At 68.1% G+C, this 23,280-nt stretch carries 23 protein-coding genes; 10 read left to right on the forward strand and 13 right to left on the reverse strand.

Annotated features, from left to right (window positions below):
- Positions 1-36 precede the first annotated feature (36 nt).
- From egtD to V7E00_RS19115, 3 genes are all read right to left on the reverse strand, one after another.
- A complete protein-coding gene (gene egtD / locus V7E00_RS19105) occupies positions 37-1,014 on the reverse strand; it encodes an L-histidine N(alpha)-methyltransferase (protein WP_333574251.1) in 978 nt (325 codons plus the stop codon).
- Entirely contained in the window at positions 1,014-2,276 is a 1,263-nt protein-coding gene (gene egtB, locus V7E00_RS19110; RefSeq protein ID WP_333574252.1) for an ergothioneine biosynthesis protein EgtB, read from the reverse strand. The genes egtD and egtB overlap by 1 nt, the downstream gene beginning before the upstream one ends.
- A 64-nt stretch (positions 2,277-2,340) precedes the next feature.
- Positions 2,341-2,907, reverse strand: coding sequence for a cob(I)yrinic acid a,c-diamide adenosyltransferase (locus V7E00_RS19115; protein ID WP_333574253.1), 567 nt, complete (start codon positions 2,905-2,907; stop codon positions 2,341-2,343).
- Between the two features lie 114 nt (positions 2,908-3,021).
- Here V7E00_RS19115 and V7E00_RS19120 point away from each other — a divergent pair, with 114 nt between their 5' ends.
- A complete protein-coding gene (locus V7E00_RS19120) occupies positions 3,022-3,462 on the forward strand; it encodes a DUF2231 domain-containing protein (RefSeq protein WP_333574254.1) in 441 nt (146 codons plus the stop codon).
- The gene (locus tag V7E00_RS19125) at positions 3,462-4,754 is read left to right on the forward strand and encodes a PQQ-dependent sugar dehydrogenase (protein WP_333574255.1); all 1,293 of its coding nucleotides are present in this window, start codon (positions 3,462-3,464) and stop codon (positions 4,752-4,754) included. Before V7E00_RS19120 ends, V7E00_RS19125 begins: the two co-directional genes overlap by 1 nt.
- Positions 4,755-4,828: 74 nt before the next feature.
- Here V7E00_RS19125 and V7E00_RS19130 read toward each other — a convergent pair whose 3' ends face one another.
- Entirely contained in the window at positions 4,829-5,056 is a 228-nt protein-coding gene (locus V7E00_RS19130; RefSeq protein WP_333574256.1) for an HIG1 domain-containing protein, read from the reverse strand.
- A 9-nt stretch (positions 5,057-5,065) separates the two neighbouring features.
- Positions 5,066-5,908, reverse strand: coding sequence for a tRNA glutamyl-Q(34) synthetase GluQRS (gene gluQRS / locus V7E00_RS19135; protein WP_333574257.1), 843 nt, complete (start codon positions 5,906-5,908; stop codon positions 5,066-5,068).
- Positions 5,909-6,007: 99 nt separating this feature from the next.
- On the opposite strand from gluQRS, the gene V7E00_RS19140 reads away from it, so the two are divergent.
- From V7E00_RS19140 to V7E00_RS19150, 3 genes are all read left to right on the forward strand, one after another.
- Complete coding sequence (locus V7E00_RS19140; protein WP_093297008.1) at positions 6,008-6,574, forward strand: HNH endonuclease; 567 nt, start codon at positions 6,008-6,010, stop codon at positions 6,572-6,574.
- A gap of 312 nt (positions 6,575-6,886) precedes the next feature.
- Positions 6,887-9,106, forward strand: a complete 2,220-nt coding sequence (locus tag V7E00_RS19145; protein ID WP_333574258.1) for a transglycosylase domain-containing protein — start codon at positions 6,887-6,889, stop codon at positions 9,104-9,106.
- A gap of 133 nt (positions 9,107-9,239) precedes the next feature.
- Positions 9,240-10,109, forward strand: a complete 870-nt coding sequence (locus V7E00_RS19150; protein ID WP_333574259.1) for a 3-hydroxybutyryl-CoA dehydrogenase — start codon at positions 9,240-9,242, stop codon at positions 10,107-10,109.
- 42 nt (positions 10,110-10,151) lie between these two features.
- On the opposite strand, the gene V7E00_RS19155 is transcribed toward V7E00_RS19150, so the two are convergent.
- Together V7E00_RS19155 and ispG are read right to left on the reverse strand one after the other, a co-directional pair.
- A complete protein-coding gene (locus V7E00_RS19155; protein ID WP_333574260.1) occupies positions 10,152-11,222 on the reverse strand; it encodes an alpha/beta fold hydrolase in 1,071 nt (356 codons plus the stop codon).
- Positions 11,223-11,306: 84 nt separating this feature from the next.
- Positions 11,307-12,431 (reverse strand): flavodoxin-dependent (E)-4-hydroxy-3-methylbut-2-enyl-diphosphate synthase, encoded by a 1,125-nt coding sequence (ispG, locus tag V7E00_RS19160; protein ID WP_333574261.1) that lies wholly within the window; start codon positions 12,429-12,431, stop codon positions 11,307-11,309.
- A gap of 122 nt (positions 12,432-12,553) precedes the next feature.
- Between ispG and V7E00_RS19165 the strand changes: the two genes are divergently transcribed.
- From V7E00_RS19165 to V7E00_RS19180, 4 genes are all read left to right on the forward strand, one after another.
- On the forward strand, positions 12,554-13,504 hold the full coding sequence (locus tag V7E00_RS19165) for an isoaspartyl peptidase/L-asparaginase family protein (RefSeq protein ID WP_333574262.1): 951 nt from the start codon (positions 12,554-12,556) through the stop codon (positions 13,502-13,504).
- 94 nt (positions 13,505-13,598) lie between these two features.
- Entirely contained in the window at positions 13,599-15,488 is a 1,890-nt protein-coding gene (locus tag V7E00_RS19170; RefSeq protein ID WP_333574263.1) for a M61 family metallopeptidase, read from the forward strand.
- Between the two features lie 36 nt (positions 15,489-15,524).
- Positions 15,525-16,064: an inorganic diphosphatase gene (gene ppa, locus V7E00_RS19175; RefSeq protein WP_066724643.1), complete on the forward strand. Its 540-nt coding sequence runs from the start codon at positions 15,525-15,527 to the stop codon at positions 16,062-16,064.
- A 140-nt stretch (positions 16,065-16,204) separates the two neighbouring features.
- The gene (locus V7E00_RS19180) at positions 16,205-16,729 is read left to right on the forward strand and encodes a DUF1345 domain-containing protein (protein WP_333574280.1); all 525 of its coding nucleotides are present in this window, start codon (positions 16,205-16,207) and stop codon (positions 16,727-16,729) included.
- Between the two features lie 89 nt (positions 16,730-16,818).
- On the opposite strand, the gene V7E00_RS19185 is transcribed toward V7E00_RS19180, so the two are convergent.
- The 5 genes from V7E00_RS19185 to hisS form a co-directional block, all read right to left on the reverse strand.
- Positions 16,819-16,947 carry a hypothetical protein gene (locus V7E00_RS19185; protein ID WP_333574264.1) on the reverse strand — a complete coding sequence of 43 codons (129 nt, stop codon included), beginning with the start codon at positions 16,945-16,947 and terminating at the stop codon, positions 16,819-16,821.
- A gap of 148 nt (positions 16,948-17,095) precedes the next feature.
- Positions 17,096-17,914, reverse strand: a complete 819-nt coding sequence (locus V7E00_RS19190) for a DUF4167 domain-containing protein (protein WP_333574265.1) — start codon at positions 17,912-17,914, stop codon at positions 17,096-17,098.
- A 263-nt stretch (positions 17,915-18,177) separates the two neighbouring features.
- Positions 18,178-19,023 carry a peptide chain release factor N(5)-glutamine methyltransferase gene (gene prmC, locus V7E00_RS19195; protein ID WP_333574266.1) on the reverse strand — a complete coding sequence of 282 codons (846 nt, stop codon included), beginning with the start codon at positions 19,021-19,023 and terminating at the stop codon, positions 18,178-18,180.
- A gap of 210 nt (positions 19,024-19,233) precedes the next feature.
- Positions 19,234-20,307, reverse strand: coding sequence for a peptide chain release factor 1 (gene prfA / locus V7E00_RS19200; RefSeq protein ID WP_333574267.1), 1,074 nt, complete (start codon positions 20,305-20,307; stop codon positions 19,234-19,236).
- Positions 20,304-21,554 (reverse strand): histidine--tRNA ligase, encoded by a 1,251-nt coding sequence (gene hisS / locus V7E00_RS19205; protein WP_333574268.1) that lies wholly within the window; start codon positions 21,552-21,554, stop codon positions 20,304-20,306. The genes prfA and hisS overlap by 4 nt, the downstream gene beginning before the upstream one ends.
- A gap of 100 nt (positions 21,555-21,654) precedes the next feature.
- On the opposite strand from hisS, the gene V7E00_RS19210 reads away from it, so the two are divergent.
- Complete coding sequence (locus tag V7E00_RS19210) at positions 21,655-22,500, forward strand: S1/P1 nuclease (protein WP_333574269.1); 846 nt, start codon at positions 21,655-21,657, stop codon at positions 22,498-22,500.
- On the opposite strand, the gene V7E00_RS19215 is transcribed toward V7E00_RS19210, so the two are convergent.
- Positions 22,497-23,225 carry an esterase/lipase family protein gene (locus tag V7E00_RS19215; RefSeq protein ID WP_333574270.1) on the reverse strand — a complete coding sequence of 243 codons (729 nt, stop codon included), beginning with the start codon at positions 23,223-23,225 and terminating at the stop codon, positions 22,497-22,499. The genes V7E00_RS19210 and V7E00_RS19215 overlap by 4 nt on opposite strands.
- Positions 23,226-23,280: the final 55 nt, after the last annotated feature.

The raw sequence follows: 23,280 nt of genomic DNA on the forward strand, positions 1-23,280 counted from the left end.
CCCTTGCGGCCTGGCACGCGCCTGGTCAACGGCCTGTTACGGGGCCCGGCGAAGCGGCTGGGCTTCGCACAGGATCAGCGCGAACCAGTCCTTCTCGTCGGTCCATTGCTCGATTGGCGTCCAGCCGCCCGAACGGAGCAGCTGGCGCGCGCCATTGGGGCCGTATTTGTGGCTGTTCTCGGTGTGGATCGTCTCGCCCGCCTGCATGCGGAAGGGCCGCCCGTCGACGGTGAAGTCAACATCACGCTGCGCCTCCAGATGCATCTCGATCCGCGCGAAATCCGCATTCCAGATCGCCCGGTGGCGGAAGGACTCGACCGGAATGGTACCGTCCAGCTCGCGGTTGATTCGCGTCAGCAGGTTCAGGTTGAACGCCGCAGTCACGCCCGCCGCATCGTCATAAGCGGGTACGAGGATCTCGGGCGACTTCACCCGGTCCATGCCGATCAGCAGCCGGGCGCCTTCGCCCAGCCATTCGCGCATCGCCCGGAGCAGATCGACTGCGTGCCAGGCGTTCATGTTGCCGATCGTCGATCCGGGAAAAAAGCCGAGCTTCGGCATCTTCGCTACCTGCTCTGGCAGCGGCACCGGACGCAGGAAGTCGGCCTCGACCGGATAGACCGGCAAGCCCGGAAAGGCCTGGGAAAGCTGCGACGCCGAATGGCGCAGGAACTCGCCGGAGATGTCGATCGGCACATAGGCCGCAGGGTCGATCGCGCGGAGCAGCCGCGGCGTCTTCACCGACGAACCGGAGCCGAATTCCACTACCGCTGCATTCGGCGCGGCAAGCGCCCCCAGTTCGCCGGCGATCGATTCGAGCAGCGCCGTTTCGGTACGCGTCGGGTAATATTCGGGAAGCTCGGTGATCGCCTCGAACAGCTCCGAGCCGAGGCGATCGTAGAACCAGCGGGCGGGAATCGCGCGCGGGCTGGCGGCGAGGCCGGTCAGCACGTCTGCGCGGAAATGGGGGTCGGCAAGGCTCGCCTGGCCGTCTTCGAGTTCCTGCTTGAGCATCAGAGGTCCTTCGCCAGACGTACGCCGGTGAACTGCCAGCGCTGATGGGGGTAGAAGAAGTTGCGGTAGCTGGCGCGGACATGGCCGCGCGGCGTTGCGCAGCTGCCGCCGCGCAGCACGAACTGGCCGCTCATGAACTTGCCGTTATACTCACCGACCGCCCCCGCCGCCGCGTGGAAGCCCGGATAGGGGCGATAGGCGCTGCCGGTCCATTCCCACACGTCGCCGAACCAGGCGGGACCGCCGGTGGAGGGGCGCGGTTCGACCGGGCCTGCAGCATCGAGCTGGTTGCCCGACAGCGGATCGGCGCCCGCCGCGGCAGCTTCCCATTCAAACTCGGTCGGAAGCCTCGCACCGGCCCAGCTGGCATAGGCATCGGCTTCGAAGAAGCTGACATGGGTGACCGGCGCCGCAGGGTCGATCGGGCGGCGGCCGTCGAGGCCAAAGCGCGTCCAGACGCCGTCGATCTCCTGCCAGTACAGCGGCGCCGCAATGCGGTTCGCCTGCACCCAGGCCCAACCATCCGACAGCCAGTGCCGCGGATCGCGATAGCCGCCTTCGGCGATGAAGGCGGCCCATTCGCCGTTGGTGACGGTGCGGTCGGCCAGCGCATGGGGGTGGAGCAGGGTGCGATGGCGCGGGCCTTCGCAATCAAAGGCAAAGCCGCCCTCGGCCTCGCAGCCCACCGAGACTTCGCCGGTCTTGCCCGCGATCCAGGCGACGGGGCCCGGCATCGCGACCGGTACCTTCGCTGCACCCGGCCAAATGGCGGGTTCGAGCGGGTTGACCGAGAAATGATGGAGGATGTCGGTGAGCAGCAGCTCCTGGTGCTGCTGCTCGTGCTGGCAGCCGAGCGTGACCAAATCGAGCGCAGCCTGCGGCAGTTCCGGCAGCACCGCGAGCAGTGCCGCATCCACGGCCGCGCGGTATTCGTGCACCGCGTCCAGCGTCGGGCGGGAAAGCATGCCGCGGCGGGGCCGGGCATGGCGCTGCCCTTCGGCCTCGTAATAGCTGTTGAACAGGAACGGGAAGCGATCGTCGAACAGGCGATAACCGGGCACCGAATCGCGCAGCACGAAGGTTTCGAAGAACCAGCTTGTGTGCGCCAGATGCCATTTGGCCGGCGAGGCGTCGTCCATCGACTGAAGCGTCGCATCGGCATCGGAGAGCGGAGCGACCAGCGCGGTGCTCAGCACCCGCACAGCCGAGAAACGACGGGCCAAGGCATCCGACGCTGCAAAGGTGGCGGGCTTCGTTCTCACTCTGTTCTCCTGCCGCAAGCTGGCTGGTCAGACAACCCATACGGAGGGATGCGCGAAGCGGCCGCTATCGGTGTTGGGGCCCCCCGGGCACCCACAAAACGTCGGCGTCTCCCTTTTGGTTCATGGTGCGGGCAGCCACGAACAAAAAATCTGAAAGTCTATTAAGATATACAAGCGCGTTGGTGCTGAGCGTGCCCTGATCATTGGCCGCGACGGCAGCGCGTTCGGCACGGCGGGTGATCGCGCGGGCGAGGTGGATCGCCGCTGCCGCCGGGCTGCCGCCGGGCAGGACGAAGCTGTTGAGCGGGGACAGATCGTCATTGAGCGCGTCGATCGCGGCCTCCAGCCATTCGATCTGCTCCGGCGTGATCCGCAGCGCGCCTTCGCGATCGCCGGGGGTCGCGAGGTCGGCACCCAGGTCGAACAGGTCGTTCTGGATCCTGGCAAGCGTGGCATCGAGCGGGTCGCCGGGCGCCAGCGTGGTGCGCGCAACCCCGATGGCGCTGTTCGCCTCATCGACGTCGCCGATCGTCTCCATTCGTGCGGAAGCCTTGGGGACGCGCGAGCCGTCCGCCAGGCCGGTGGTGCCGGCATCGCCGGTGCGGGTGTAGATCTTGTTGAGCTTGACCATCGGGCGCAAAGGTAGGTCGGATGCACCGCCGGGGCTAGAGGCTTGAGGGGAAGCGGCGGAACCCCTTGAAAGCGCGACCGTTCGAAGGGCCTGCCTCGTCTGGGGAGACGTCCCGTGCCCGATCCCGTACCACTTCGCACCCGATCCTTTGGCCTGCCGCTGCACCCGATCGTGCTCGGGCTGCCCTTTATCTGCTTTTTCGGCGGCATGATCACCGACATCGCCTATTTCCGCAGCTACGACATCGCCTGGAAGAACTTTTCCGACTGGCTGATCGCCGGGGGCATGGTGCTGGGGGCGCTCGGCGCGGTCGTCGGCATCGTCGATCTGCTGCGGCCGGCGGTGCGGGCCAACCGGCTGCTGGTGCCCTATGCAATCGCCTATGCCGTTGCCATGATCCTGGCGCTGATCAACAATTTCATCCACAGCCGCGACGCGTACGGTGCCATGCCGGCGGGCCTGATCCTGTCGGTACTCACCGTTCTCGTGCTGACGGGTGCATCGGCGCTCGGCGCGATCCTGCTGCGTCAAAGCCGTTTCGGAGGGTTCCGCTGATGCGTGCACTGCTTCTCGCCGCGGGCGCTTCGCTCGCGCTCGCCGGCTGCGCCAGCAAGGGGGAGGATCCCCAGCAGCAGATCGGCGCCGATCCCAAGCTGCCGGCGATCCAGCAATATCTGGTGCCGCCGATGCACGTCGTGCCGCCCGCCCCTTGGGGCAGCGGCAAACCCAAGGTGCCGGCAGGGCTGAAGGTCCAGGCCTTCGCCACCGGCCTCGCCAAGCCGCGCACCGTCTACACGCTGCCCAATGGCGATGTGCTGGTCGTGGAGACGGACGGCCCCTCCGAACCCATTCACCGCCCCAAGGATGTGGTGATGAACCTCATCCAGGCGCATGCCCATGGCGGCGGCAAGGCAGGGATGGACATCCTGCTGCTGCGCGACGCCAACGGGGACGGCGTGCCCGAGCTCAAGACCAAGTTCATCACCGGGCTGAACTCGCCGTTCGGCGTGGCGCTGGTCGGCGGCGATCTCTACGTCGCCAATACCGATGCGATCGTCCGCTTCCCCTACCAGACCGGCCAGACGCGGATCACCGCGGCCGGCACCAAGCTGGTCGATCTGCCAGGTGGCCCGATCGACCATCACTGGACCAAGAGCCTGGTCGCCAGCCCCGACGGCACCAAGCTCTATGTCGGCGTCGGGTCGAACAGCAACATCACCGAGAATGGCATGGATGCCGAGCGCGGCCGCGCGGCGATCTGGGAAGTCGATCGCGCGAGCGGCGCATCCCGGCTCTACGGCACGGGCCTGCGCAATCCGAACGGGCTCCAGTTCGAGCCGCTGACCAACGTGCTGTGGACCGTCGTCAACGAGCGCGACGAACTCGGGCCGGACCTCGTGCCGGATTACCTCACCTCGGTGCGCGACGGCGGCTTCTACGGCTGGCCGTACAGCTACTGGGGCCAGCATGTCGATCCGCGGGTGAAGCCGCAGCGGCCGGACCTCGTCGCGAAGGCGATCAAGCCCGATTATGGCCTCAGCAGCCATGTCGCCCCGCTGGGGATGGTGTTCTCGGCCAACGCCGCCGGCCTGCCGGCGCAATGGCGCTCGGGCGCCTTCATCGGCGAGCATGGCAGCTGGGACCGTGGCCATCTCAACGGCTACAAGGTGATCTATGTGCCGTTCGCGGAAGGACGCCCGTCGGGCAAGGCGGTCGACGTGGTGACCGGCTTCGTGGAGGGCGAGAAGGCGCATGGCCGCCCGGTCGGGCTGGGCCTCGACAAGACCGGCGCATTGCTGATCGCGGACGATCTTGGCAACACCGTCTGGCGGGTCAGCGCGCAGTAGCCTTCGGTTTCGGAACGCCGCTCACTATGTCGTCCCGGCGGCAGCCGGGATGAGGGCGTTGGGCAGTACCGAGTTCAGCTCTTCGCGGAGGCGATCAGCAAGATCAGCGCGGCAATGCCGATCGCCACCGCCTGGAACAGGATGCGCTTCTGCATCAGCTTGTTCGATCGGAGCGCGCGGTCGCTGGGGCCGTCGCCCTCCAGATCCTGCGTGCTGGTGCCGGCCATGTTGACCAGCCCCTTGATGAGGAAGAACAGCGTCGCCAGGACCGCTGCGAGGAACAGGATCGCGAGGAACCACATAAGGTTATCCTACGCCTCCCGTTGGCCGAAGCCAATCGGTACTTCCCCTTTGCGCAGTTTGTCGGCGAGGGCCCGGCCATCCTCGCCGGCCAGCCGCAGTGCCTCCAGGGTGGGGGCGCCGTGCCGCTTGGCGAGGCGCGTGCCGTCGGGGCCGGTGAGCAGCGCGTGATGCCGATACGCCGGCGTCGGCAGGCCGAGCAGCGGCTGGAGCAGGCGGTGGACATGGGTGGCCGCGAACAGATCGGCGCCGCGCACGACATGGGTGATGCCCTGGGCCGCGTCGTCGACCGTGACCGCGAGATGATAGCTGGCCGGCGCGTCCTTGCGGGCGAGGATCACGTCCCCGTGACTCAGCGGATCGGCGACGACCGTGCCGGCATGGGCATCGTGCCAGGTCAGCGGGCCGGTGCGAGCGACCGCTGCCGCCATGTCCAGCCGCCAGCTGTGGGGGCGGCGCAGGTCCGGTTCGGCCCGGGCGCGGCAGGTGCCGGGATAGAGCGGGCCGTCCGGCCCGTGCGGGGCGGAAAGGCTGGCGGCGATATCGGCGCGCGTGCAGAAACAGGGGTAGAGCAGGCCCATCTCCCGCAGCCGGTCGAGCGCGGCCTGGTACAGGCCCAGCCGCTGCGACTGGAACACCGGCGGTTCGTCCCATGCCAGCCCCAGCCAATCGAGATCGGCGAGGATGGCTGCCACATGTTCGGGACGCGAGCGGGTGCCGTCGATATCCTCGATGCGCAGGGTGAAGATGCCGCCATTCTCCCTCGCAACATCGTGCGCCTGGAGGGCGGAAAAGGCATGGCCGAGATGGAGTCGACCGGTGGGGCTGGGGGCGAAGCGAGTGTGCGTACGCATCAATCCGGCTCTTGACCGCGAGTCGCGGCATATGCTGTCATGCGGGCGTCACGCTTCTGCGCAAGAAGCGCGACACCGACATCGAGGGTGAGGTTCTGCATGTACCATCCCGATCTGATCCGCCATCCGGATGGGTGCCCGGCGCTCGTGCTGAACGCCGATTACACGCCGCTCAGCTATTATCCCCTGAGCGTGTGGCCCTGGCAAACGGCGATCAAGGCGATCTTTCTCGAACGCGTGGACGTCGTCTCCTATTACGAACGGGAGGTCCGAAGTCCCAGCGCGGTGCTGAAGCTCCCTTCGGTCATCGCGCTCAAACAATATGTCCGGCCTTCGCAATTCCCCGCCTTCACCCGGTTCAATCTGTTCCTCCGCGACAAGTTCGCCTGCCAATATTGCGGATCGCACCGGGATCTCACCTTCGACCACGTCATTCCCCGCGCCCAGGGCGGCCGCACCACCTGGGAAAATGTCGCCACCGCCTGCGCCCCCTGCAACCTGAAAAAGGGCGGCCGCACCCCCCAGCAGGCCGGCATGCCGCTCTACATCCAGCCGATCCGGCCGACGAGCTGGCAGCTCCAGGAACATGGCCGGCGCTTCCCGCCCAACCACCTCCACGATACCTGGCGCGACTGGCTCTATTGGGACATCGAGCTGGAAGCCTGAGCGGACAGTGCGCGGCATCGTTTTTCTCACGCGAAGGCGCGAAGGCGCGGAGGTGCGAAGAAGTTTTTGCGCGCAGAGGCGCGGAGAGCGCAGAGGGGGCGTCGCCAGCGCGCGGCGCAGGAAAGAGACGGGTTGAGGAGATACAGCCTGCTTCGCAGGCGGCCCGCCTCTGCGTTCTCTGCGCCTCTGCGCGAAACACACTTCCTTCTTCCTCGCGCCTTCGCGCCTTCGCGTGAACTGAAAATGCCGGGCGCCCCGCCAAATGCCGTGTGTGTTATTGCGACAACACAGACTCTCGGCTAAAGCGGGCGGATGGCGCGCGAGCCCGGTATCCCCGACAGTCGATTCCCGTTGCGGCGCGATGGCGCCGACGACGATGTGGCGCAACCCCAAGGCTGGCGCCCGCAGGGCCGGCGCGACAAGCGTGAGCCGGTCTGGCGGCCCGGCATGGGCGCGGGGGAGAGCAGCGCTCCACACGAGCCGTATCGCGGCGGCTATGGCGCAGGCGGCGGCTTCGACGGCGGTGACGATTTGCCGCCGGCCGCGCCCGCCAAGCGGCGCATTCGTTGGGGCCGCTGGATCATCCGCGGGCTTGCCGTGTGCATCCTGCTGTTCATCGCCGCCGTCGCCTGGCTGGCGATCACCGCGCCGCTCTCCAAGTCGCTGCGGCCGCCGGCGCCGCCCTCGATCACGTTGCTCGCCGCGGACGGCACGCCCATCGCGCGGCGCGGGGCGGTAATCGGCAAGCCGGTGGACGTCTCCAAACTGCCCGATCATGTCGCCCAGGCGTTCATCGCGATCGAGGACCGCCGCTTCTATAGCCATTGGGGCGTCGATCCGCGCGGCATCGCCCGCGCGGCGTTCCACAATGTCAGCTCGGGCGGCGGCTCGCAGGGCGGCAGCACGATCACGCAACAGCTCGCCAAGAACGCGTTCCTCAATTCGCGGCGCACCTTCGGGCGCAAGGCGCAGGAAGTGCTGATCGCCTTCTGGCTGGAGGGCTGGCTGACCAAGGACGAGATCCTCTCGCGCTATCTCTCGAACGTTTATTTCGGCGACAATGTCTACGGCCTGCGCGCCGCCGCGCAGCATTACTTCTCGACGACGCCCGAGCGCCTGACGCTGAGCCAGGCGACCTTGCTCGCCGGCCTGGTCAAGGCGCCCAGCCGGCTTGCACCCACCGGCAATCTCGACGGCGCGCGCGAGCGCCAGCGGCTGGTGATCGGTGCGATGCAGGAGGCGGGCTTCATTACCGCAGCCGAGGCGCGCCGCGTGCGTCCGGCCGTGCTGCACGTGCAGGACAGCGACGAGACGCTGCCCAACGGCACCTACTTCGCCGACTGGGTGCTGCCCGAGGCACGCGATCGCGCCGGCGGGGTCGCCACCGAGCAGACCGTGACCACCACCCTCGACAGCCGGCTGCAAAGCGCAGCAGAGCGGGTGATCAAGGCGTCCGGCCTCGGCAAGGCGCAGGTCGCGCTGGTAGCGATGCGGCCCGACGGGCGCGTCGTCGCGATGGTCGGCGGGCGCAACTATGCCGCCAGCCCGTTCAACCGCGCGACCCAGGCGCGTCGCCAGCCGGGCTCCGCCTTCAAGCTGTTCGTCTACCTCGCCGCGCTGCGTTCGGGCATGACACCCGATACGATGGTCGACGATACGCCGGTGCAGATCGGCGACTGGAAGCCGTCCAACGCCGATGGCCGCTATGCCGGCCGCATCACGCTGCGTCAGGCGATGGCCAAGTCGAGCAATGTCGTGGCGGCGCGGCTGATCCAGAAGCTCGGCGTCGGCCGCGTGACGCAGGCGGCGCGCGACCTGGGCATCTCCACCCCGCTTGGCAACGACGCCTCGATCGCGCTCGGCACCTCTACAGGCTCGCTGCTGGAACTGACGGCGGCCTATGCGGCGGTGGCGAACGGCAGCTATCCGGTGCGCCCGCGCGGACTGGACGAAGAAGAATCGGCCGACGACTGGCTGGCGCGCCGCCTGGGCGGGCCGAGCCGGTTCGACGCGCGGCTGCTGGACGACCTGCGCTCGATGCTCGGCACGGTGGTCCAGTCGGGCACCGCTCGCGCCGCGGCGCTGCCGGTGCCGGCGTTCGGCAAGACGGGCACGACGCAGGACGGCCGCGACGCGCTGTTCGTTGGCTGGGCAGGCGATCTCGTCGTCGGCGTGTGGATCGGCAATGACGACAACAGCCCGGTCTCGGGCGCCACCGGCGGCGGGCTGCCCGCGCATATCTGGCGCGACTTCATGGTCCGCGCGCTGGGCCTCACCTTGCCGCCGGCGCCGGTCGAGGAAGACAATGCGACCGACGAGAACGCCATCGGGCTGGACGAGGTACTGAATGGCGCCGGCGTCCAGATCGACGAACAGGGCGTGCAGCTCGATCTCGGCCGCGTCCGCGAGCTGGTGCCCGAAGGCGAGGCGCGCGATGCGATCCCGCGTAACGTGCGGATCCCGGTGCCGGCGACGCCGGCCACGCCGGTCCGCCGCCGCGATCCGCGCGAGGCCGACGACGGCGAGGAGTGAGGCGGCTCAGCGCCGCACGGTCGCGCGCCAGACGGTGAGCCAGTTGGCGGAGCCGCGGCAATCGTCCATCTGCATCTTCTCGATCCGCCGGCGCTTGCGTAGTAGGGCGGCAACAGAGTTTCAGGAGACGGGCATGAAGACGGTAGGCGTGATCGGTGCGGGCCAGATGGGGGCCGGGATTGCCCAGGTGTCGGCGCAGGCGGGCTATGCCGTGCTGCTGTCCGACGTTGACCAGGCGCGCGCCGAAGCCGGCAAGGCGGGCATCGGCAAGCAGCTCGCGCGCGCCGTGGAAAAGGAAAAGATCACCGCCGCCGATGCCGAAGCGGCGCTCGCCCGCATCACCCCCATCGGCGATCTCGCCGCAATGGCGCCCTGCGATCTGGTGATCGAAGCGGCGACCGAGCGCGAGGCGGTCAAGCGCCAGATCTTCGAGACCGTCGGCAAGGCGCTGCGCGGCGATGCGATCCTCGCCAGCAACACCTCGTCGATTCCGATCACCCGCCTCGCCCAGGCGGCGCCCGATCCGGCGCGCTTCATGGGGGTGCATTTCTTCAATCCGGTGCCGGTGATGGGCCTGATCGAGCTGATCCGCGGCCTTGCCACCAGCGACGCGACCGTCGCCGCGGTGGAGGCGTTCGGCCAGTCGCTCGGCAAGCGGATCGTTCATGCCAACGATGCGCCCGGCTTCATCGTCAACCGCGTGCTGATGCCGATGCTCAACGAGGCCTGCTTCGCGCTCGGCGAGGGCGTAGCGACGATCCCCGACATCGACGCGGCGTGCCAGCTGGGGCTCAACCACCCGATGGGGCCGTTCACGCTGGCCGATTTCATCGGGCTGGATACCTGCCTGGAGATCACCCGCGTGCTGTTCGAAGGCACCGGCGACCCCAAATTCCGCCCGGCGCCGCTGCTGGTAAAATATGTCGAAGCCGGCTGGTACGGCCGCAAGACCAAGCGCGGCTTCTACGACTACACCGGCGCAGAACCCGTGGCGACGCGGTAAGCACAGGGGGGCGAGCGGCCGTGCACGCTCGCCCAGCCTCCGCTATCCCGGCGAGCGTTCGGTGGAAGGCGCCGGAACACCGGCGTCGTCTTGCCTCTGGCCTGCCAGGCCGATCACGTCGCCGATCGCCTGCACCACCTGCTCCGGTACGGCATAGTGGAACAGATGCCCCTGGCCCGGGACGATCCGCAGGTCCGTACCCGGCATCTCGCGGGCGAATCGCTCGGCATGCGGGCCGACATGCGCGATCCGATCCCCTTCGCCTGCCATCACGATCATCGGGACGGCGAGATCGCCATAGCGGCGGCTGATCTCGATCGCTGCTGGCACCATCATCGCGGTGTCGGCGGCCGTTGCGCGGACCTGCGACGGGCGCAAGGCAAGGGCCAGCGGGAAGGCGGCGAACTTCTCCGAAACCGGGGCAGGCGAAAAGCTCGCCTTGATCGCGGCGGGGCCGACCAGGCGCCCTGCGAGTGGGGAGACGGTGTTTGCCATCACGTCGCCGAGCAGCGGAACGGCAGGTGCCGAAAGCATCCACACATCGGGGCGCGCCGTGCCATAGTAATAGCCGGACAGCAGCACGAGCCCGGATACCGATGCAGGTGCTTCGAGCGCCACCGCGAGGGCAACGAGCGTGCCCCAGCTATGTCCCACGACCACGGCGGGCCCGACCTCCAGCTGCGCGAGCGCCTTCGCGATCAGCCGCGCCTGGGCGGCGGGCGTCCAGATCGTCGTCCGCGGGCGATCGCTGTATCCGAAGCCCGGCCGATCGAACGCAATCACGCGGAAACGGTCGGCGGCGAGGCCCAGCACGCCGCTTGCGTCGAAGTCCTGCAAGGTCACGCCGTTGCCGTGCAGCAGCACGACTGCCGGTCCACTGCCGCGATCGACATAATGGAGGCGCACGCCGTCAACCTCGACGAACTTGCCCGCTGGCGGATTTTCCTCTTCCGCGCGCGCCTTGTGGGCGCGGTTATACAGGGCGCTCCCCAGCAGCGCCGCTACGCCGGCCGCGCCCGCAATCCAGCCACGCTTGCCGCGCAGGCGGGAGGGCGGCCGTGCGGGCGTCTGGCGACGGTGCGCATGCGCTTTCTTGCTTGGCTTCTGTGTCATGCGAACTGAACCGTTGTGCAGCGCACAAGTTGCTCGGGGCGTGCAATTCGCCCTGATGGGTTCCGTCCGCCCGAAAGCGCGCCGTTACTCCGCCGCCTGTGCAGGCTCCGCGTTCGCGGCTTCGATCTCGGCGGCCTTGGCCTCGACCAGCTTGACGATGTGATCGAGCATGTCGGCATCCTCGACCGTGTGATCGGTCAGGCCCGAGAGATAGACCATGTGCTTGCCGTTGCCGCCGCCGGTCAGGCCGATATCGGTCTCGCGCGCCTCGCCGGGGCCATTGACCACGCAGCCAAGCACCGAGAGCGACAGCGGCGTGCGGATGTGCTGGAGGCGCTCCTCCAGCGCCTGCACGGTGCGGATCACGTCGAAGCCCTGGCGCGCGCAGCTGGGGCAGGAGACGACGCGGACGCCGCGATTGCGGATGCCGAGCGACTTGAGGATCTCGAAGCCGACGCGGATTTCCTCCTCGGGCTCGGCCGAGAGGCTGACGCGGATCGTGTCGCCGATGCCAAACCAGAGCAGCGAACCGATGCCGATCGCCGACTTCACCGTCCCGCCGACGAACCCGCCCGCCTCGGTGATGCCGAGGTGGAGCGGACAATCGACCGCGTCGGCCAGCTGCTGATAGGCGGCGACCGCGAGGAACACGTCGCTCGCCTTCACCGCCACCTTGAACTCGTGGAAGTCGCGATCCTGGAGCAGCTTGATGTGGTCCAGCGCCGATTCGACCAGTGCCTCCGGGCAGGGCTCGCCGTACTTTTCCAGCAGGTCCTTCTCGAGGCTGCCGGCATTGACGCCGATGCGGATCGCCGCACCGTTCGCCTTGGCGGCGTTGACCACCTCGTTCACCCGGTCGGCCGAGCCGATATTGCCCGGGTTGATACGCAGGCAGGCGGCGCCGGCATCGGCGGCTTCCAACGCGCGCTTGTAGTGAAAATGGATGTCGGCGACGATCGGCACGCGCGCCGCGCGGACGATCTGCTTGAGCGCGGTGGTGCTCTCTACGTCCGGGCAGGAGACGCGGATGATGTCCGCGCCCGCCTCTTCGCAGCGGCGGATCTGGTCGATCGTCGCCTTCACGTCGGACGTCGCGGTGTTGGTCATCGTCTGCACCGTCACCGGCGCATCGCCGCCAACGGGCACGTTGCCCACCATGATCTGACGGCTTTGCCGCCGGACGATATCGCGCCAGGGTCGTACGGACATGCGCGCCATATAGGCGCATCCGGGGGCCGCGGCTAGCGGGGATGCTCAGGTTTGACCGCAGCTTGGCCGCTTCGCCGGATCTGCTAGGGGACGCGGCCATCCCTGTCCCTTCGGAGCACCCCATGTCGACTGCAGCCACCCCCAAGCCGCGCTGGACGCTGATGATCCACGGCGGTGCCGGCAGCATGCGGCGCGGCGAACTGCCGGCGGCGCAGGCGGCGGGCGCCGAAGCTGGGCTGAACGCGGCGCTCGATGCCGGCGCGGCGGTGCTGGAGGCGGGCGGCTCGGCGGTGGATGCGGTGCAGGCGGCGGTGCAGGTGCTGGAGGATGATCCGCACTTCAATGCCGGGCGCGGATCAGTGTTCACCTGGGAGGGCGGCCATACGCTCGACGCAGCGATCATGGACGGGCGCACCCGCGCCGCCGGAGCGGTTGCCGGATCAACCACCACGCGCCACCCGGTCGCGCTTGCCCGCGCCGTGATGGAGAAGAGCCGCCACGTGCTGCTGGCCGGCGAGGGTGCCGACCAGTTCGCCCGCGAGCAGGCGCTGGAGCAGGTCGACAATCGCTGGTTCGGCACCGAGGAACGCCGCCAGCAGCTCGATTGGATGCAGGCGGATACCGCTCGCGGCGGCTTCGACGTCGACATGAAGTACGGCACGGTTGGCGCGGTGGCGATGGATGGGCAGGGCCATGTCGCTGCCGCCACCTCGACGGGCGGGCTTACCGGCAAGCGCTGGGGCCGGGTGGGCGATTCTCCGCTGATCGGCGCGGGCACCTATGCCGATGATCGCGCCTGCGCCGTCTCCGCCACCGGATCCGGCGAGTTCTTCATCCGCGAGGGCGTGGCGCACGAGATCTGTGCCCGAATGCGGTTCAAGGGCGAGACCGCCAGGCAGGCCGCGGACGTGGTGATGGCCGATGTGAAGGCGATGGGCGGTGTCGGCGGGGTGATCCTGGCGGCACCCGGCGGCGAACTCGACTGGAGCTTCACCACGCCGGGCATGTATCGCGGCAAGGTTTCGGCCGGTGGGGACCGTGTGGTCGCGATGTACGAGGATCGTCGCGACTGAGCCCCCTTGCCCTCCAGAAATTCGCGAGCAACAATATTGCCCGATCCGCGCCGTTTCGCGCTCGCGAAGATCACTAAAAAGGGGCCGTCACATCATGGTTCGTGCCATTTCGTTCGCCAGCCTGTTGCTGGCCACCACCGCGCCTGCGCTCGCGCAGAATTCGATGCCGCAGCCGGTGCCGATCGTCGACACCATCCCGACGGCGCGTGATGTGGCCTATCCCGGCACGCTCAAGATCGACGTGGACGCGACCGATACGCTGCGCGGCATCTTCCGGGTGCGCGAGACCATTCCTGTCGCGAAGTCGGGGCGCCTGACGCTGCTCTTCCCCGAATGGCTGCCGGGCAAGCACGGCCCCCGCGGCGAGATCGAGAAGCTGGCGGGCCTGCAGATCAAGGCCAACGGCAAGCGTCTGCCCTGGACGCGCGACACGGTCGACGTGTTCGCCTTCCATGTCGACGTGCCGGCGGGCGCCAAGACGGTCGAGGCCGAGTTCCAGTTCGTCTCCGCGACCGAGGGCAACCAGGGCCGCATCGTGATGACGCCCGAGATGATGAGCGTGCAGTTCAACTCGCTCAGCCTCTATCCGGCGGGCTATTTCACCCGGCGCATTCCGATTCAGGCGACGGTAAAATATCCCGAGGGCTGGACCGCCGCCGGCGCGGTGCCCGCCAAGGTGACGGGCTCGACCTATGCCTATGAGACCACCAGCTACGAGATCCTGATGGACTCGCCGGTGATCGCCGGGCGCTATTATCGCAAGTTCCCGCTTTCCGACCGGGTGATCCTGGACGTCGTCGCGGACAGCGCCGAGGAGCTGGAGGCCAAGCCCGAGCAGATCGACGCCCACAAGCGGCTGGTCGAGCAGGCGGTAAAGACCTTCGGCGCCCAGCATTACGACCAGTATCACTTCCTCCTGTCGATCAGCGACAAGATGGGCGGCATCGGCCTCGAGCATCATCGCAGCTCCGAAGATGGCGTGGGCCTGGGTTACTTCACGAAGTGGGCGGAGCAGGCGAGCACGCGCAACCTCCTGCCGCACGAATATACCCATAGCTGGGACGGCAAGTATCGCCGCGGCGCCGAACTGTGGACGCCCGATTTCCGCATGCCGATGCGCGACCAGTCGCTGTGGGTGTATGAAGGCCAGACCCAGTTCTGGGGCTATGTGTTCCAGGCGCGTTCGGGCCTCGTCTCCAAGGAAGAGACGCTGGAAGGTTATGCCAATATCATGGCCAGCCTGGACAATCGCGCCGGCCGCCAGTGGCGCCCGATGATCGACACCACCAACGACCCGATCATCACCGCGCGCGCGCCGAAGGGCTGGACCAGCTGGCAGCGTAGCGAGGATTATTACAACGAGGGCCTGCTGGTGTGGATGGAGGTCGATTCGATCCTCCGCGAGCAGAGCAAGGGCGCCAAGTCGATCGACGATTTCGCGCGCGTCTTCTTCGGCGGCCGCGACGGCGATTATGGCGAGGTGACCTACACCTTCGACGAGGTGGTGAAGACGCTGGAAGGCATCCAGCCCTATGACTGGCGCAAGCTGCTCACCGCCCGGCTGCACGACGTGTCCGAACGCGCGCCGCTCAAGGGCTTCGAGCGGAATGGCTACAAGCTGGTCTACACCGAGGTGCCGAACAAGATGGGCCGCGCGGGCACCGCGGACCTCAGCTACTCGCTGGGTCTCGCGGTCGGCAAGCGCGGCATCGCCGGCGTTGTGTGGGACGGACCGGCGTTCAAGGCCGGCATCACCGTTGCCGACGAGATCGTCGCGGTAAACGGCCGCGCCTATGCCACCGATGCGCTGATCGACGCAGTGAAGGCCGCCAAGGGCACCAAGGCGCCGATTCGGCTTACCCTGAAACGGGACGATAGTTACCGAGAGGTTAGCATCGACTATCATGACGGGCTGCGCTATCCGCACCTCGTCAAGACGGTCGAAGGAGAGGCTGGCCTCGACAAGCTGCTGCAAGCCCGCTGAGACGGGTGACGCCGCCAACCAAGGTTTAGAGACACTATGCGCATCGATCTGATTCCCATTGGCGATGATCCGCCGAACAATCTGAACGTCATCATCGAGGTCCCCTCGGGCGGCGAACCGGTGAAGTATGAGTTCGACAAGGCCAGCGGCGCGCTGTTCGTCGATCGCATCCTGCACACGCCGATGCGCTACCCGGCGAACTACGGCTTCGTGCCGCACACGCTCTCGCCGGACGGCGACCCGCTGGACGCGCTCGTCATCGCCCGCTCGCCCTTCGTGCCGGGCTGCGTTGTGCGCGCCCGCCCGATCGCGGTGCTGAAGCTGGAAGACGAAGCCGGTGGCGACGAGAAGCTCGTCTGCGTGCCGGTCGACAGCACCTTCCCTTATTATTCGGACGTCGGCGAGCGTTCGGATCTGCCCTCGATCGTGCTGCAGCAGATCGAGCATTTCTTCACCCACTATAAGGACCTCGAGTCCGAGAAGTGGGTGCGGATCGGCAATTGGGGCGATGCCGCCGAAGCGCGCCGGATCGTGATCGAAGCGATCGAGGCCGCCAAGAAGGCCAAGGCAGCCTGAGCCAGAATCCGCGGCGGCGCGGGGGACGACCCCGAGGGGTCGGCAATTTCCTTGCGCCGCCGCGCTTTCTTGCCTTTGCCGCGACGACGATCGCGGCGGGGCTGTTCCTGGTGCCCCAGTTCGGTGCCCGGGCCGGGGCGATGCTCGCCTTCGACGTCGGCGCGGCGCTGTTCCTGGCGCTTTGCCTGCCCATGCTGCGCCACCAGTCCGATGCGATGCGGCGCTCGGCCTGCAACAACGATGCAAACCGCCTGGTGCTGCTGGGCATCACCGGCGCCGTCACCGTCATCATCCTCATCGCGATCGCCAGCGAGCTGATGGAGCGCAAGGCGCCCCAGCCGGCGCAGCTCGCGCTGATCATCGGCACGCTCGCACTCAGCTGGACGTTCAGCAACGGCGTCTACGCGCTGCACTACGCCCATCTCTTCTACAGCGAGGCGCCGGGCGGGCGCGACAGGGGCGGGCTCGAATTCCCGAAGACGCCCGAGCCGAATTACTGGGACTTCATCTACTTCGCCTTCTGCCTGGGCATGACCTTCCAGACCAGCGACGTCTCGGTCACGACGCGGCAGCTGCGCCGGGTGGTAACGCTGCACTGCCTCGCCGCCTTCGTGTTCAACCTGGGCGTGGTGGCCTTCACGATCAACGTTCTCGGCGGGAGTTGAGGGGGCGGGCGGAGGCTAGAGGCCAGCCTGCCGGACAATGGTTGTCCGCGTCGCCGGTCTAGTCACCGACGGTTCGGGAAGGACGCCCCTCACGTTCGTTCGCGCTCCACCAGCAATTCCATCCTTCGCAGCCAGATGCGGATCGCCACGGATGCCGACGCGCGGGACAGGGCTTCCTGCCGAACCGCGAGGCCGACCATCATGAGCGGCGACAGCATACACGTCAGGTGGCGCCACCCCCATCCCCGCTCGGCTGCCGGGGGATCGGCGGCGCTGGTTGCCCGCCGGGCGGACGAGCGGGTCCAAACAAAAAGGCCCGCCTCCTTTCGGAAGCGGGCCATTTCTCTTTCCCGTAGCCGGAATGCCTCAGGCGGCGGGCGCCTCGGCCTCGTCGCTCTTCACGGTGCGGCGGCGACGCGGCTTCTTCGGGGCTTCCTCGTCCTCGGCCGGTGCGGCATCGGCACCGATCGCGGGCGGGAGGATAGCGGCGTCGATGCCGTGCGATGCCTCTGCCTCTACCGGCGCCTCACGACGCGGGCGACCGCGGCGGCGGGGTGCCTCGACGACGTCCTCGCTCACCGGCGCTTCGATCGGAGCGCTCGGCTGGACCGGCGCGGCCTCGGCGACATTGCCGTTCGCGTGGCCGTTCGCGGCGCCGTTGCTGCGCTCGCGACGATCTTCGCGATAGCTGCGGGGCTCGCGCTCGGCGCGGGGCTCGCGGGCTTCGCGGTCGCCACGGGGTTCACGATCGCCGCGGGGCTCGCGGGCTTCGCGCGGTTCACGCTCGTAGCGGGGTTCGCGTTCGCGACGGGGCTGCTGCTGCTGGCGGGGGGCGTCGCCCTCGTCCTCGCGGCCGGCTTCGCCTTCCATCTCGAACTCTTCCTCGTCGCCGTCGAATTCCTCGCGCTGGCGGCGCTGCTGGTTCTGCTCTTCGAAGCGCGAACGGTTCTCGTTCAATACGCGGAAATAATGATCGGCAAACTGCAGATAATATTCGGCGTTGACCCGATCGCCCTGCATCTGAGCATCGCGCGCCAGGTTCTTGTATTTCTCAAGCAACTGGGCGGCGTTACCACGGGCGCGGTTATCGATCCGACTACCATTGCCCTGATTGTTCGAGCTTCCGCCCTGGCGCTGTTGCTGGCCGCCCCGACCGCGACGGCGGCCGGCCTGACGATTGTTCATCAAGGTCTCGTTGTCCTGTCTTTACAAAGCCGTCCGTCGATCCATCGAGGTTCCGGATGCAGGGTTACATTCGCGGGGGGTGCCGGGCGTGCCCAGAACCTTCCGCTTGCCACGGCCGCCGGACTGCAGCGGCACACATGACCATGGAGTCGGGCCTCAGCCCTTTATCTCAACAACTTGGTTGAAGGTGCCTCGCCCCGGCTTTCTTCTAGCCGCTGGCGTACCATTCTCCAAGCAGAAATATGTGACGTTTGCGCGTAGTTTCAAGTCAGCCGGACCACGCGCGGCCGTCCACCCATGTCTTTATAGACGCTTGGAGACAGGCCCTGTTCCTGGCCGAGCAAAGAAACTGCCTCGCTTTGGGTCCATCCAATTTCCAGGATTGCGGCGCCGCCGGGTGCGAGCAGCGCAGGAAGGGCGGGGAGGATGCGGCGATAATCGTCCAGCCCGTCCCTGCCGGCGAACAGCGCTTCGGGCGGCTCGTGATCGAGGACCTGCGGGGGGAGGGGCTCTTCGCTGCCGATATAGGGCGGGTTGGCGAGGATCAGATCGAAGCGGCCGGAAATGCCTGCCGTCCAGTCGCCGCGGCGGAAATCCGCACGGTTCGCCATGCCTAGTGCCTCGGCATTGTGCCGCGCATAGCCGAGCGCGATCTCCGAAGCATCGACCCCGAGGCCCTGCGCCCCCGGCCATTCGGCCAGCGCGGCGAGGAGCAGCGTGCCGGGCCCGGTGCCGAGATCGAGGATGCGCTGCGGCGCGCGGTCGCCGAACCAGGCGAGCGCGGTTTCGATCAGCGTCTCGCTGTCGGGGCGGGGGATCAGCACGCCGGGGCCGACCGCGAGGTCGATCGTCCAGAAGGCGCGGGTGCCGGTGATGTAGGCGATCGGTTCGTGGGTCAGCCGGCGGGCGACGAGCGCGGCGAACCTTTCCGGCGCGGGATCGTCCAGCCGGCCGAGCAGGAGCCTGTCCCGCGTCGTGCCCAGGGCATGCGCCATCAGCAGCTCGGCATCGAGCCGGGGGGTGTCGGAGATGGATTGGAGATGGCGGGTGGCATCCGCAAGGGTTGCCCTAACCTTTGTCCCGCTTGCCGAAGAGGGTGGGGGAGTCATCAAGCGCGATCACCCTCACCCTTCCCACCGCCTCCGGCGGCGGGCCCCTTCCCTCTCCCTTGGAAGGGAGAGGGAGTCAGGTGCGCAATCCCTCTCCCTTCCAAGGGAGAGGGAGGGAGGCGCGCAGCGCCGGAAGGGTGAGGGTGGGCAATGCGTGTGCGACCCCGCGGCGTTGCCGCGCGGTCGCCCCCCCCGCACCGGGGAGGAGTTTTAGGAATCCAGTTGCGCAAGCCGGTCGGCCTCGTCCTGCGAGACCAGCGCGCCGACCAGTTCATCGAGCTCGCCCTCGAGGATCTCCGGCAGCCGGTGCAGCGTCAGGTTGATGCGGTGGTCGGTCACCCGACCTTGCGGGAAATTATACGTCCGGATCCGCTCGGAGCGATCGCCCGAACCCACCATCGAGCGCCGCGCGCCGACGCGTTCGGCCGCCAGCCGCTCGCGCTCGGCCTCGTACAGGCGGGTGCGGAGCACCTTCATCGCCTTGGCCTTGTTCTTGTGCTGCGAGCGCTCGTCCTGCTGGATCACGACGATGCCCGTCGGCAAGTGGGTGATCCGCACTGCGCTGTCGGTGGTGTTGACGCCCTGGCCGCCGGGGCCGGAGGCGCGGTAGATGTCGATGCGCAGATCCTTGTCGTCGATCTGCACGTCCGCCTCTTCCGCCTCGGGCAGCACCGCGACGGTGGCGGCGGAGGTGTGGATGCGCCCGCCCGCCTCGGTCGCCGGCACGCGCTGCACCCGGTGCACGCCGCTCTCGAACTTCAGCTTGGCGAATACGCCGGTGCCGGTGATGCCGATCACCACTTCCTTGTAGCCGCCCGCTTCGGAGGTGCTGGCCGAGATCAGCTCGGTCCGCCAGCCGAGCCGGTCGGCATAGCGCTGGTACATGCGCAGCAGATCGCCGGCGAACAGCGCCGCCTCGTCGCCGCCCACCCCGGCGCGGATTTCGAGCAGCGCCGGGCGCTCGTCCGCCGCATCCTTGGGGAGCAAGGCGAGGGCCAGCTTGCGTTCGGCCTCGGCGAGCGTGCCTTCGTTGGCGCGGAGTTCCTCCACGGCCATCGCGCGCAGCTCGTCATCGGCTTCCTGCGTCATCTGCTGGAGCGATTCGCCCTCCGCCCGCAGCCGCCGCACATTGCCCGCCGCGACCGCGACCGGCTCGATCTCGGCATATTCCTTCGAGACCTGGACGAAGCGATCGCCGCCGAGCTCGCCCGACGCCATCAGCGCCTGCAACTCGTCGCGCCGCGCCTCGATCGCCGCGATGCGGTCCGGCGGGATGCGGGTCATTCGGTCGGGCCGCCCCAGGCGATGGTGTCGAGCACGGCGTCGATCGCAGCGGCGTCGCCGACATTGACCTTGAGACGCTTCGAGGTGGCGCCGTCCGCCACGCCCAGCGACAGCAGCGCATCGGGGTTGCTCTTCACCGCCTTGTCGAAGCGCTTGCGCGGCGAACCGGTGGCGAGCAGCTCGGCCGCCATTCCGGCACGACGCAGCGCGGCGACGGCGCGCACGCCGTCCGCCTGCACGCGATCGTCCTCGACCACGACATAGACCTGGATCGCGGCGGCCTTGGGCTCCTCGATCAGCATCGCCAGCCGCTCGACGCCGGCCGCCCAGCCCACGCCCGCCGTCTCGGGGCCGCCGAGCGAGCCGATCAGCCCGTCATAGCGGCCGCCGGCCAGCACGGTGCCCTGCGCGCCCAGCCGCTCCGTGACGAACTCGAATGCGGTGTGGCGATAATAATCGAGCCCGCGCACCAGCCGCGCATTGCGCGTCCAGGCGACGCCGGCGGCATCCAGCCCGTCGGTCACCGCCTTGAAGAAGGCGGCGGCTTCGTCGGTCAGATAGGCGTCGATGTCCGGCGCGCTGTCGGCGATCGGGCGGTCGCGCGGGTCCTTCGAATCGAGAATGCGCAGCGGGTTCTTTTCGAGCCGCGCCAGGCTGTCCTCGGAAAGCTCCCCCTTGTGCGCCTCGAAATGCGCGACCAGCGCGGTGCGCCAGGCATCCCGCGTCGCGGCATCGCCCAGCGTGTTGAGCTGCAGCGTCACGCCCTCGGCGATGCCGAGGTCCTTGAGCAGCTGGTCGGCCAGCACCAGCAGCTCGACATCGGCGGCGGGTTCGGGCGCGCCGAGGATCTCGGCGTCGATCTGGTGGAACTGGCGATAGCGGCCCTTTTGCGGGCGCTCGTAGCGAAACACCGGGCCCGAGGTCGCGACCTTCAGCGGTGCGAACTGCTGCCAGCCCTCGCTGATATAGGCGCGCGCGATGCCGGCGGTGAACTCCGGGCGCAGCGTGATCGAATCGCCGCCGCGATCCTCGAAGGTGTACATCTCCTTGGAGACGACATCCGAAGTCTCGCCCATCGAACGGGCGAACACGCCGGTCGCCTCGAAGATCGGAATCTCGAGCCGCTGGAAGCAATAGAGCTTGCGCACCTGGTCGAACTTCTCGAGCACCGCGGCGAAACGCCGCTGGTCTTCGCCGAAAATGTCCTGGGTGCCCCGGATGCGCTGGGGGGTCTGGATACGTGCCATTTGGGCGCGGCTATTAGGCCGGTTTCCGATCCGCCGCAATGCAGGCGAGGGGAAGCGCTGTGTGTTGAAGCCGAACGCGCGCGGGCCTAGGGCAGCGCGCATGAGTCGTATCCTGTGTATCCTCGCCGCGCTGCTCGGTTTCGGCATTGCTTCGCCCGCTTCCGCCTATTGGGAATATGGCCACGAGACGGTGGGCGCGATCGCCTACCGCAACGTGACACCGGCGGTACGCGCGAAGATCGATGCACTGCTCAAGCGCCAGGCGCTGCTCGAGACGCCGACCTGCCCGGCGAACACCATCGAGCAGGCGGCAGTATGGGCGGATTGCGTCAAGACGCTGGGGCCGCGCTTCAGCTATGCCTATTCGTGGCATTATCAGAATATCGACATCTGCAAGCCGTTCGACCTCAAGCCGCCGTGCCGCGACGGCAATTGCGTGTCGGCGCAGATCGAGCGCGACGTGAAGCTGCTCAAGGATCCCAAGGTGCCGGTGCGCGAGCGGGTGATGGCGCTGGTGTTCCTCGTCCATTTCGTCGGCGACCTGCACCAGCCGCTCCATGCCGGGGATCACGGCGACCTAGGCGGCAACCAGGTGAAGACCAATTACGGCGCCTTCGCCAGCGCCAAGCTCAACCTTCATTCGGTGTGGGACGGCTATCTCGCCGAGCGCGCCATCTCGCAGCCGCCCTCGCCGGTGCGCGCCTATTCGGCGGCGGAGCGGAATGCGGTGTGGGGCGGCAGCGTGGAGGACTGGAGCCGCGAGAGCTGGCAGGTCGCGCGCGACGTCGTCTACCCCAGCGCAGCGGGCGAGGCCGTGTGCACGCCCGGTCAGCATCCGGCGCATCTCGACGAGGCGACGCTGGCGAAGCTGGTGCCGATCGCGCGGGAACAGGTGGTGCGCGGCGGGCTGCGGCTGGCGAAGCTGCTGGACGAGGCGCTGGGTTAAGCCTGGCGCTGGTCAGCCAGCGCCTGCGCGACGGCGGCAAGCACCGCGGCGCGCATCTGGACCCAGAGATGGCTGCTGCGCACCTCGACGGCGCGGCACTGGTCCGTCCGGCACGTGAAGCCGTTGACCAGCCCATCGCTGCGGCTCCAGATCGCGGTCGAGGGCATCGGCAGCGGCGCTGCGGCTTCGGCCAGGCGTTCCAGCACCGCTGGATCGCCGATCCGCTCGCCGCTCAGCCATTCGAACGGACGCCAGACATTGGTTGCGCTCGGGTGGCCCGCGAAGGGCGAACTGATCGTGATCACACCGCGCACCAGGTCCGGCCGCCGATGCGCGGCGACACGCGCCATGATGCCGCCCAGCGAGATGCCGATCAGGGTGACCGGCGTGCCGGTTTCGGCGTGAAGGTCGGCAATCCGCTCCATCAGCCGCTCGCCATTGGCGCCGATCGTGCGGGTGCCGAGGTTGCGGCCCATGCCCCAGCCGACTGCCGCGTAGCCGAGACGGCGGAGGTGATGGCGCAGCACGATGTTGGCGCGGTCGCTGTTGAACAGGCCGGGCAGCACCAGCACCGGATGGCCGTCGCCGCGCGGCGCGTTGCCCAGCTCCCGCCACCGCGCGGCGAGTTCGGCCAGACCGTAAAAGGCGCGCGGCGCCTCGATCAGCATCGTCAGGCGGGGCGGGGGATCGCGGTGGGTGGCGGGGACGGGCCAGGCCGGCGGCATAGTACATTCCAGGGGCCGGCGGACCCGTGCCCGCCGTTTCGCCACTCTGACGTCG

The sequence above is a fragment of the Sphingomonas sp. genome, from assembly GCF_036731925.1.
GTDB lineage: Bacteria > Pseudomonadota > Alphaproteobacteria > Sphingomonadales > Sphingomonadaceae > Sphingomonas.

What these genes read in the sequence shown, in the direction of transcription:
- V7E00_RS19130 (WP_333574256.1), bottom strand. Translation starts at nt 5,056, where the DNA reads ATGTGGTTCCTCGCGATCCTGTTCCTCGCAGCGGTCCTGGCGACGCTG.
- prfA (WP_333574267.1), bottom strand. Translation starts at nt 20,307, where the DNA reads ATGACCCGCATCCCGCCGGACCGCATCGCGGCGATCGAGGCGCGGCGC.
- gluQRS (WP_333574257.1), bottom strand. Translation starts at nt 5,908, where the DNA reads ATGCGTACGCACACTCGCTTCGCCCCCAGCCCCACCGGTCGACTCCAT.
- V7E00_RS19165 (WP_333574262.1), top strand. Translation starts at nt 12,554, where the DNA reads ATGTCGACTGCAGCCACCCCCAAGCCGCGCTGGACGCTGATGATCCAC.
- hisS (WP_333574268.1), bottom strand. Translation starts at nt 21,554, where the DNA reads ATGGCACGTATCCAGACCCCCCAGCGCATCCGGGGCACCCAGGACATT.
- V7E00_RS19180 (WP_333574280.1), top strand. Translation starts at nt 16,205, where the DNA reads ATGCTCGCCTTCGACGTCGGCGCGGCGCTGTTCCTGGCGCTTTGCCTG.
- V7E00_RS19185 (WP_333574264.1), bottom strand. Translation starts at nt 16,947, where the DNA reads ATGCTGTCGCCGCTCATGATGGTCGGCCTCGCGGTTCGGCAGGAAGCC.
- ispG (WP_333574261.1), bottom strand. Translation starts at nt 12,431, where the DNA reads ATGTCCGTACGACCCTGGCGCGATATCGTCCGGCGGCAAAGCCGTCAG.
- egtD (WP_333574251.1), bottom strand. Translation starts at nt 1,014, where the DNA reads ATGCTCAAGCAGGAACTCGAAGACGGCCAGGCGAGCCTTGCCGACCCC.
- prmC (WP_333574266.1), bottom strand. Translation starts at nt 19,023, where the DNA reads ATGACTCCCCCACCCTCTTCGGCAAGCGGGACAAAGGTTAGGGCAACC.
- V7E00_RS19145 (WP_333574258.1), top strand. Translation starts at nt 6,887, where the DNA reads ATGGCGCGCGAGCCCGGTATCCCCGACAGTCGATTCCCGTTGCGGCGC.
- V7E00_RS19210 (WP_333574269.1), top strand. Translation starts at nt 21,655, where the DNA reads ATGAGTCGTATCCTGTGTATCCTCGCCGCGCTGCTCGGTTTCGGCATT.
- V7E00_RS19215 (WP_333574270.1), bottom strand. Translation starts at nt 23,225, where the DNA reads ATGCCGCCGGCCTGGCCCGTCCCCGCCACCCACCGCGATCCCCCGCCC.
- V7E00_RS19170 (WP_333574263.1), top strand. Translation starts at nt 13,599, where the DNA reads ATGGTTCGTGCCATTTCGTTCGCCAGCCTGTTGCTGGCCACCACCGCG.
- V7E00_RS19115 (WP_333574253.1), bottom strand. Translation starts at nt 2,907, where the DNA reads ATGGTCAAGCTCAACAAGATCTACACCCGCACCGGCGATGCCGGCACC.
- V7E00_RS19140 (WP_093297008.1), top strand. Translation starts at nt 6,008, where the DNA reads ATGTACCATCCCGATCTGATCCGCCATCCGGATGGGTGCCCGGCGCTC.
- V7E00_RS19155 (WP_333574260.1), bottom strand. Translation starts at nt 11,222, where the DNA reads ATGACACAGAAGCCAAGCAAGAAAGCGCATGCGCACCGTCGCCAGACG.
- ppa (WP_066724643.1), top strand. Translation starts at nt 15,525, where the DNA reads ATGCGCATCGATCTGATTCCCATTGGCGATGATCCGCCGAACAATCTG.
- V7E00_RS19125 (WP_333574255.1), top strand. Translation starts at nt 3,462, where the DNA reads ATGCGTGCACTGCTTCTCGCCGCGGGCGCTTCGCTCGCGCTCGCCGGC.
- V7E00_RS19190 (WP_333574265.1), bottom strand. Translation starts at nt 17,914, where the DNA reads ATGAACAATCGTCAGGCCGGCCGCCGTCGCGGTCGGGGCGGCCAGCAA.
- V7E00_RS19150 (WP_333574259.1), top strand. Translation starts at nt 9,240, where the DNA reads ATGAAGACGGTAGGCGTGATCGGTGCGGGCCAGATGGGGGCCGGGATT.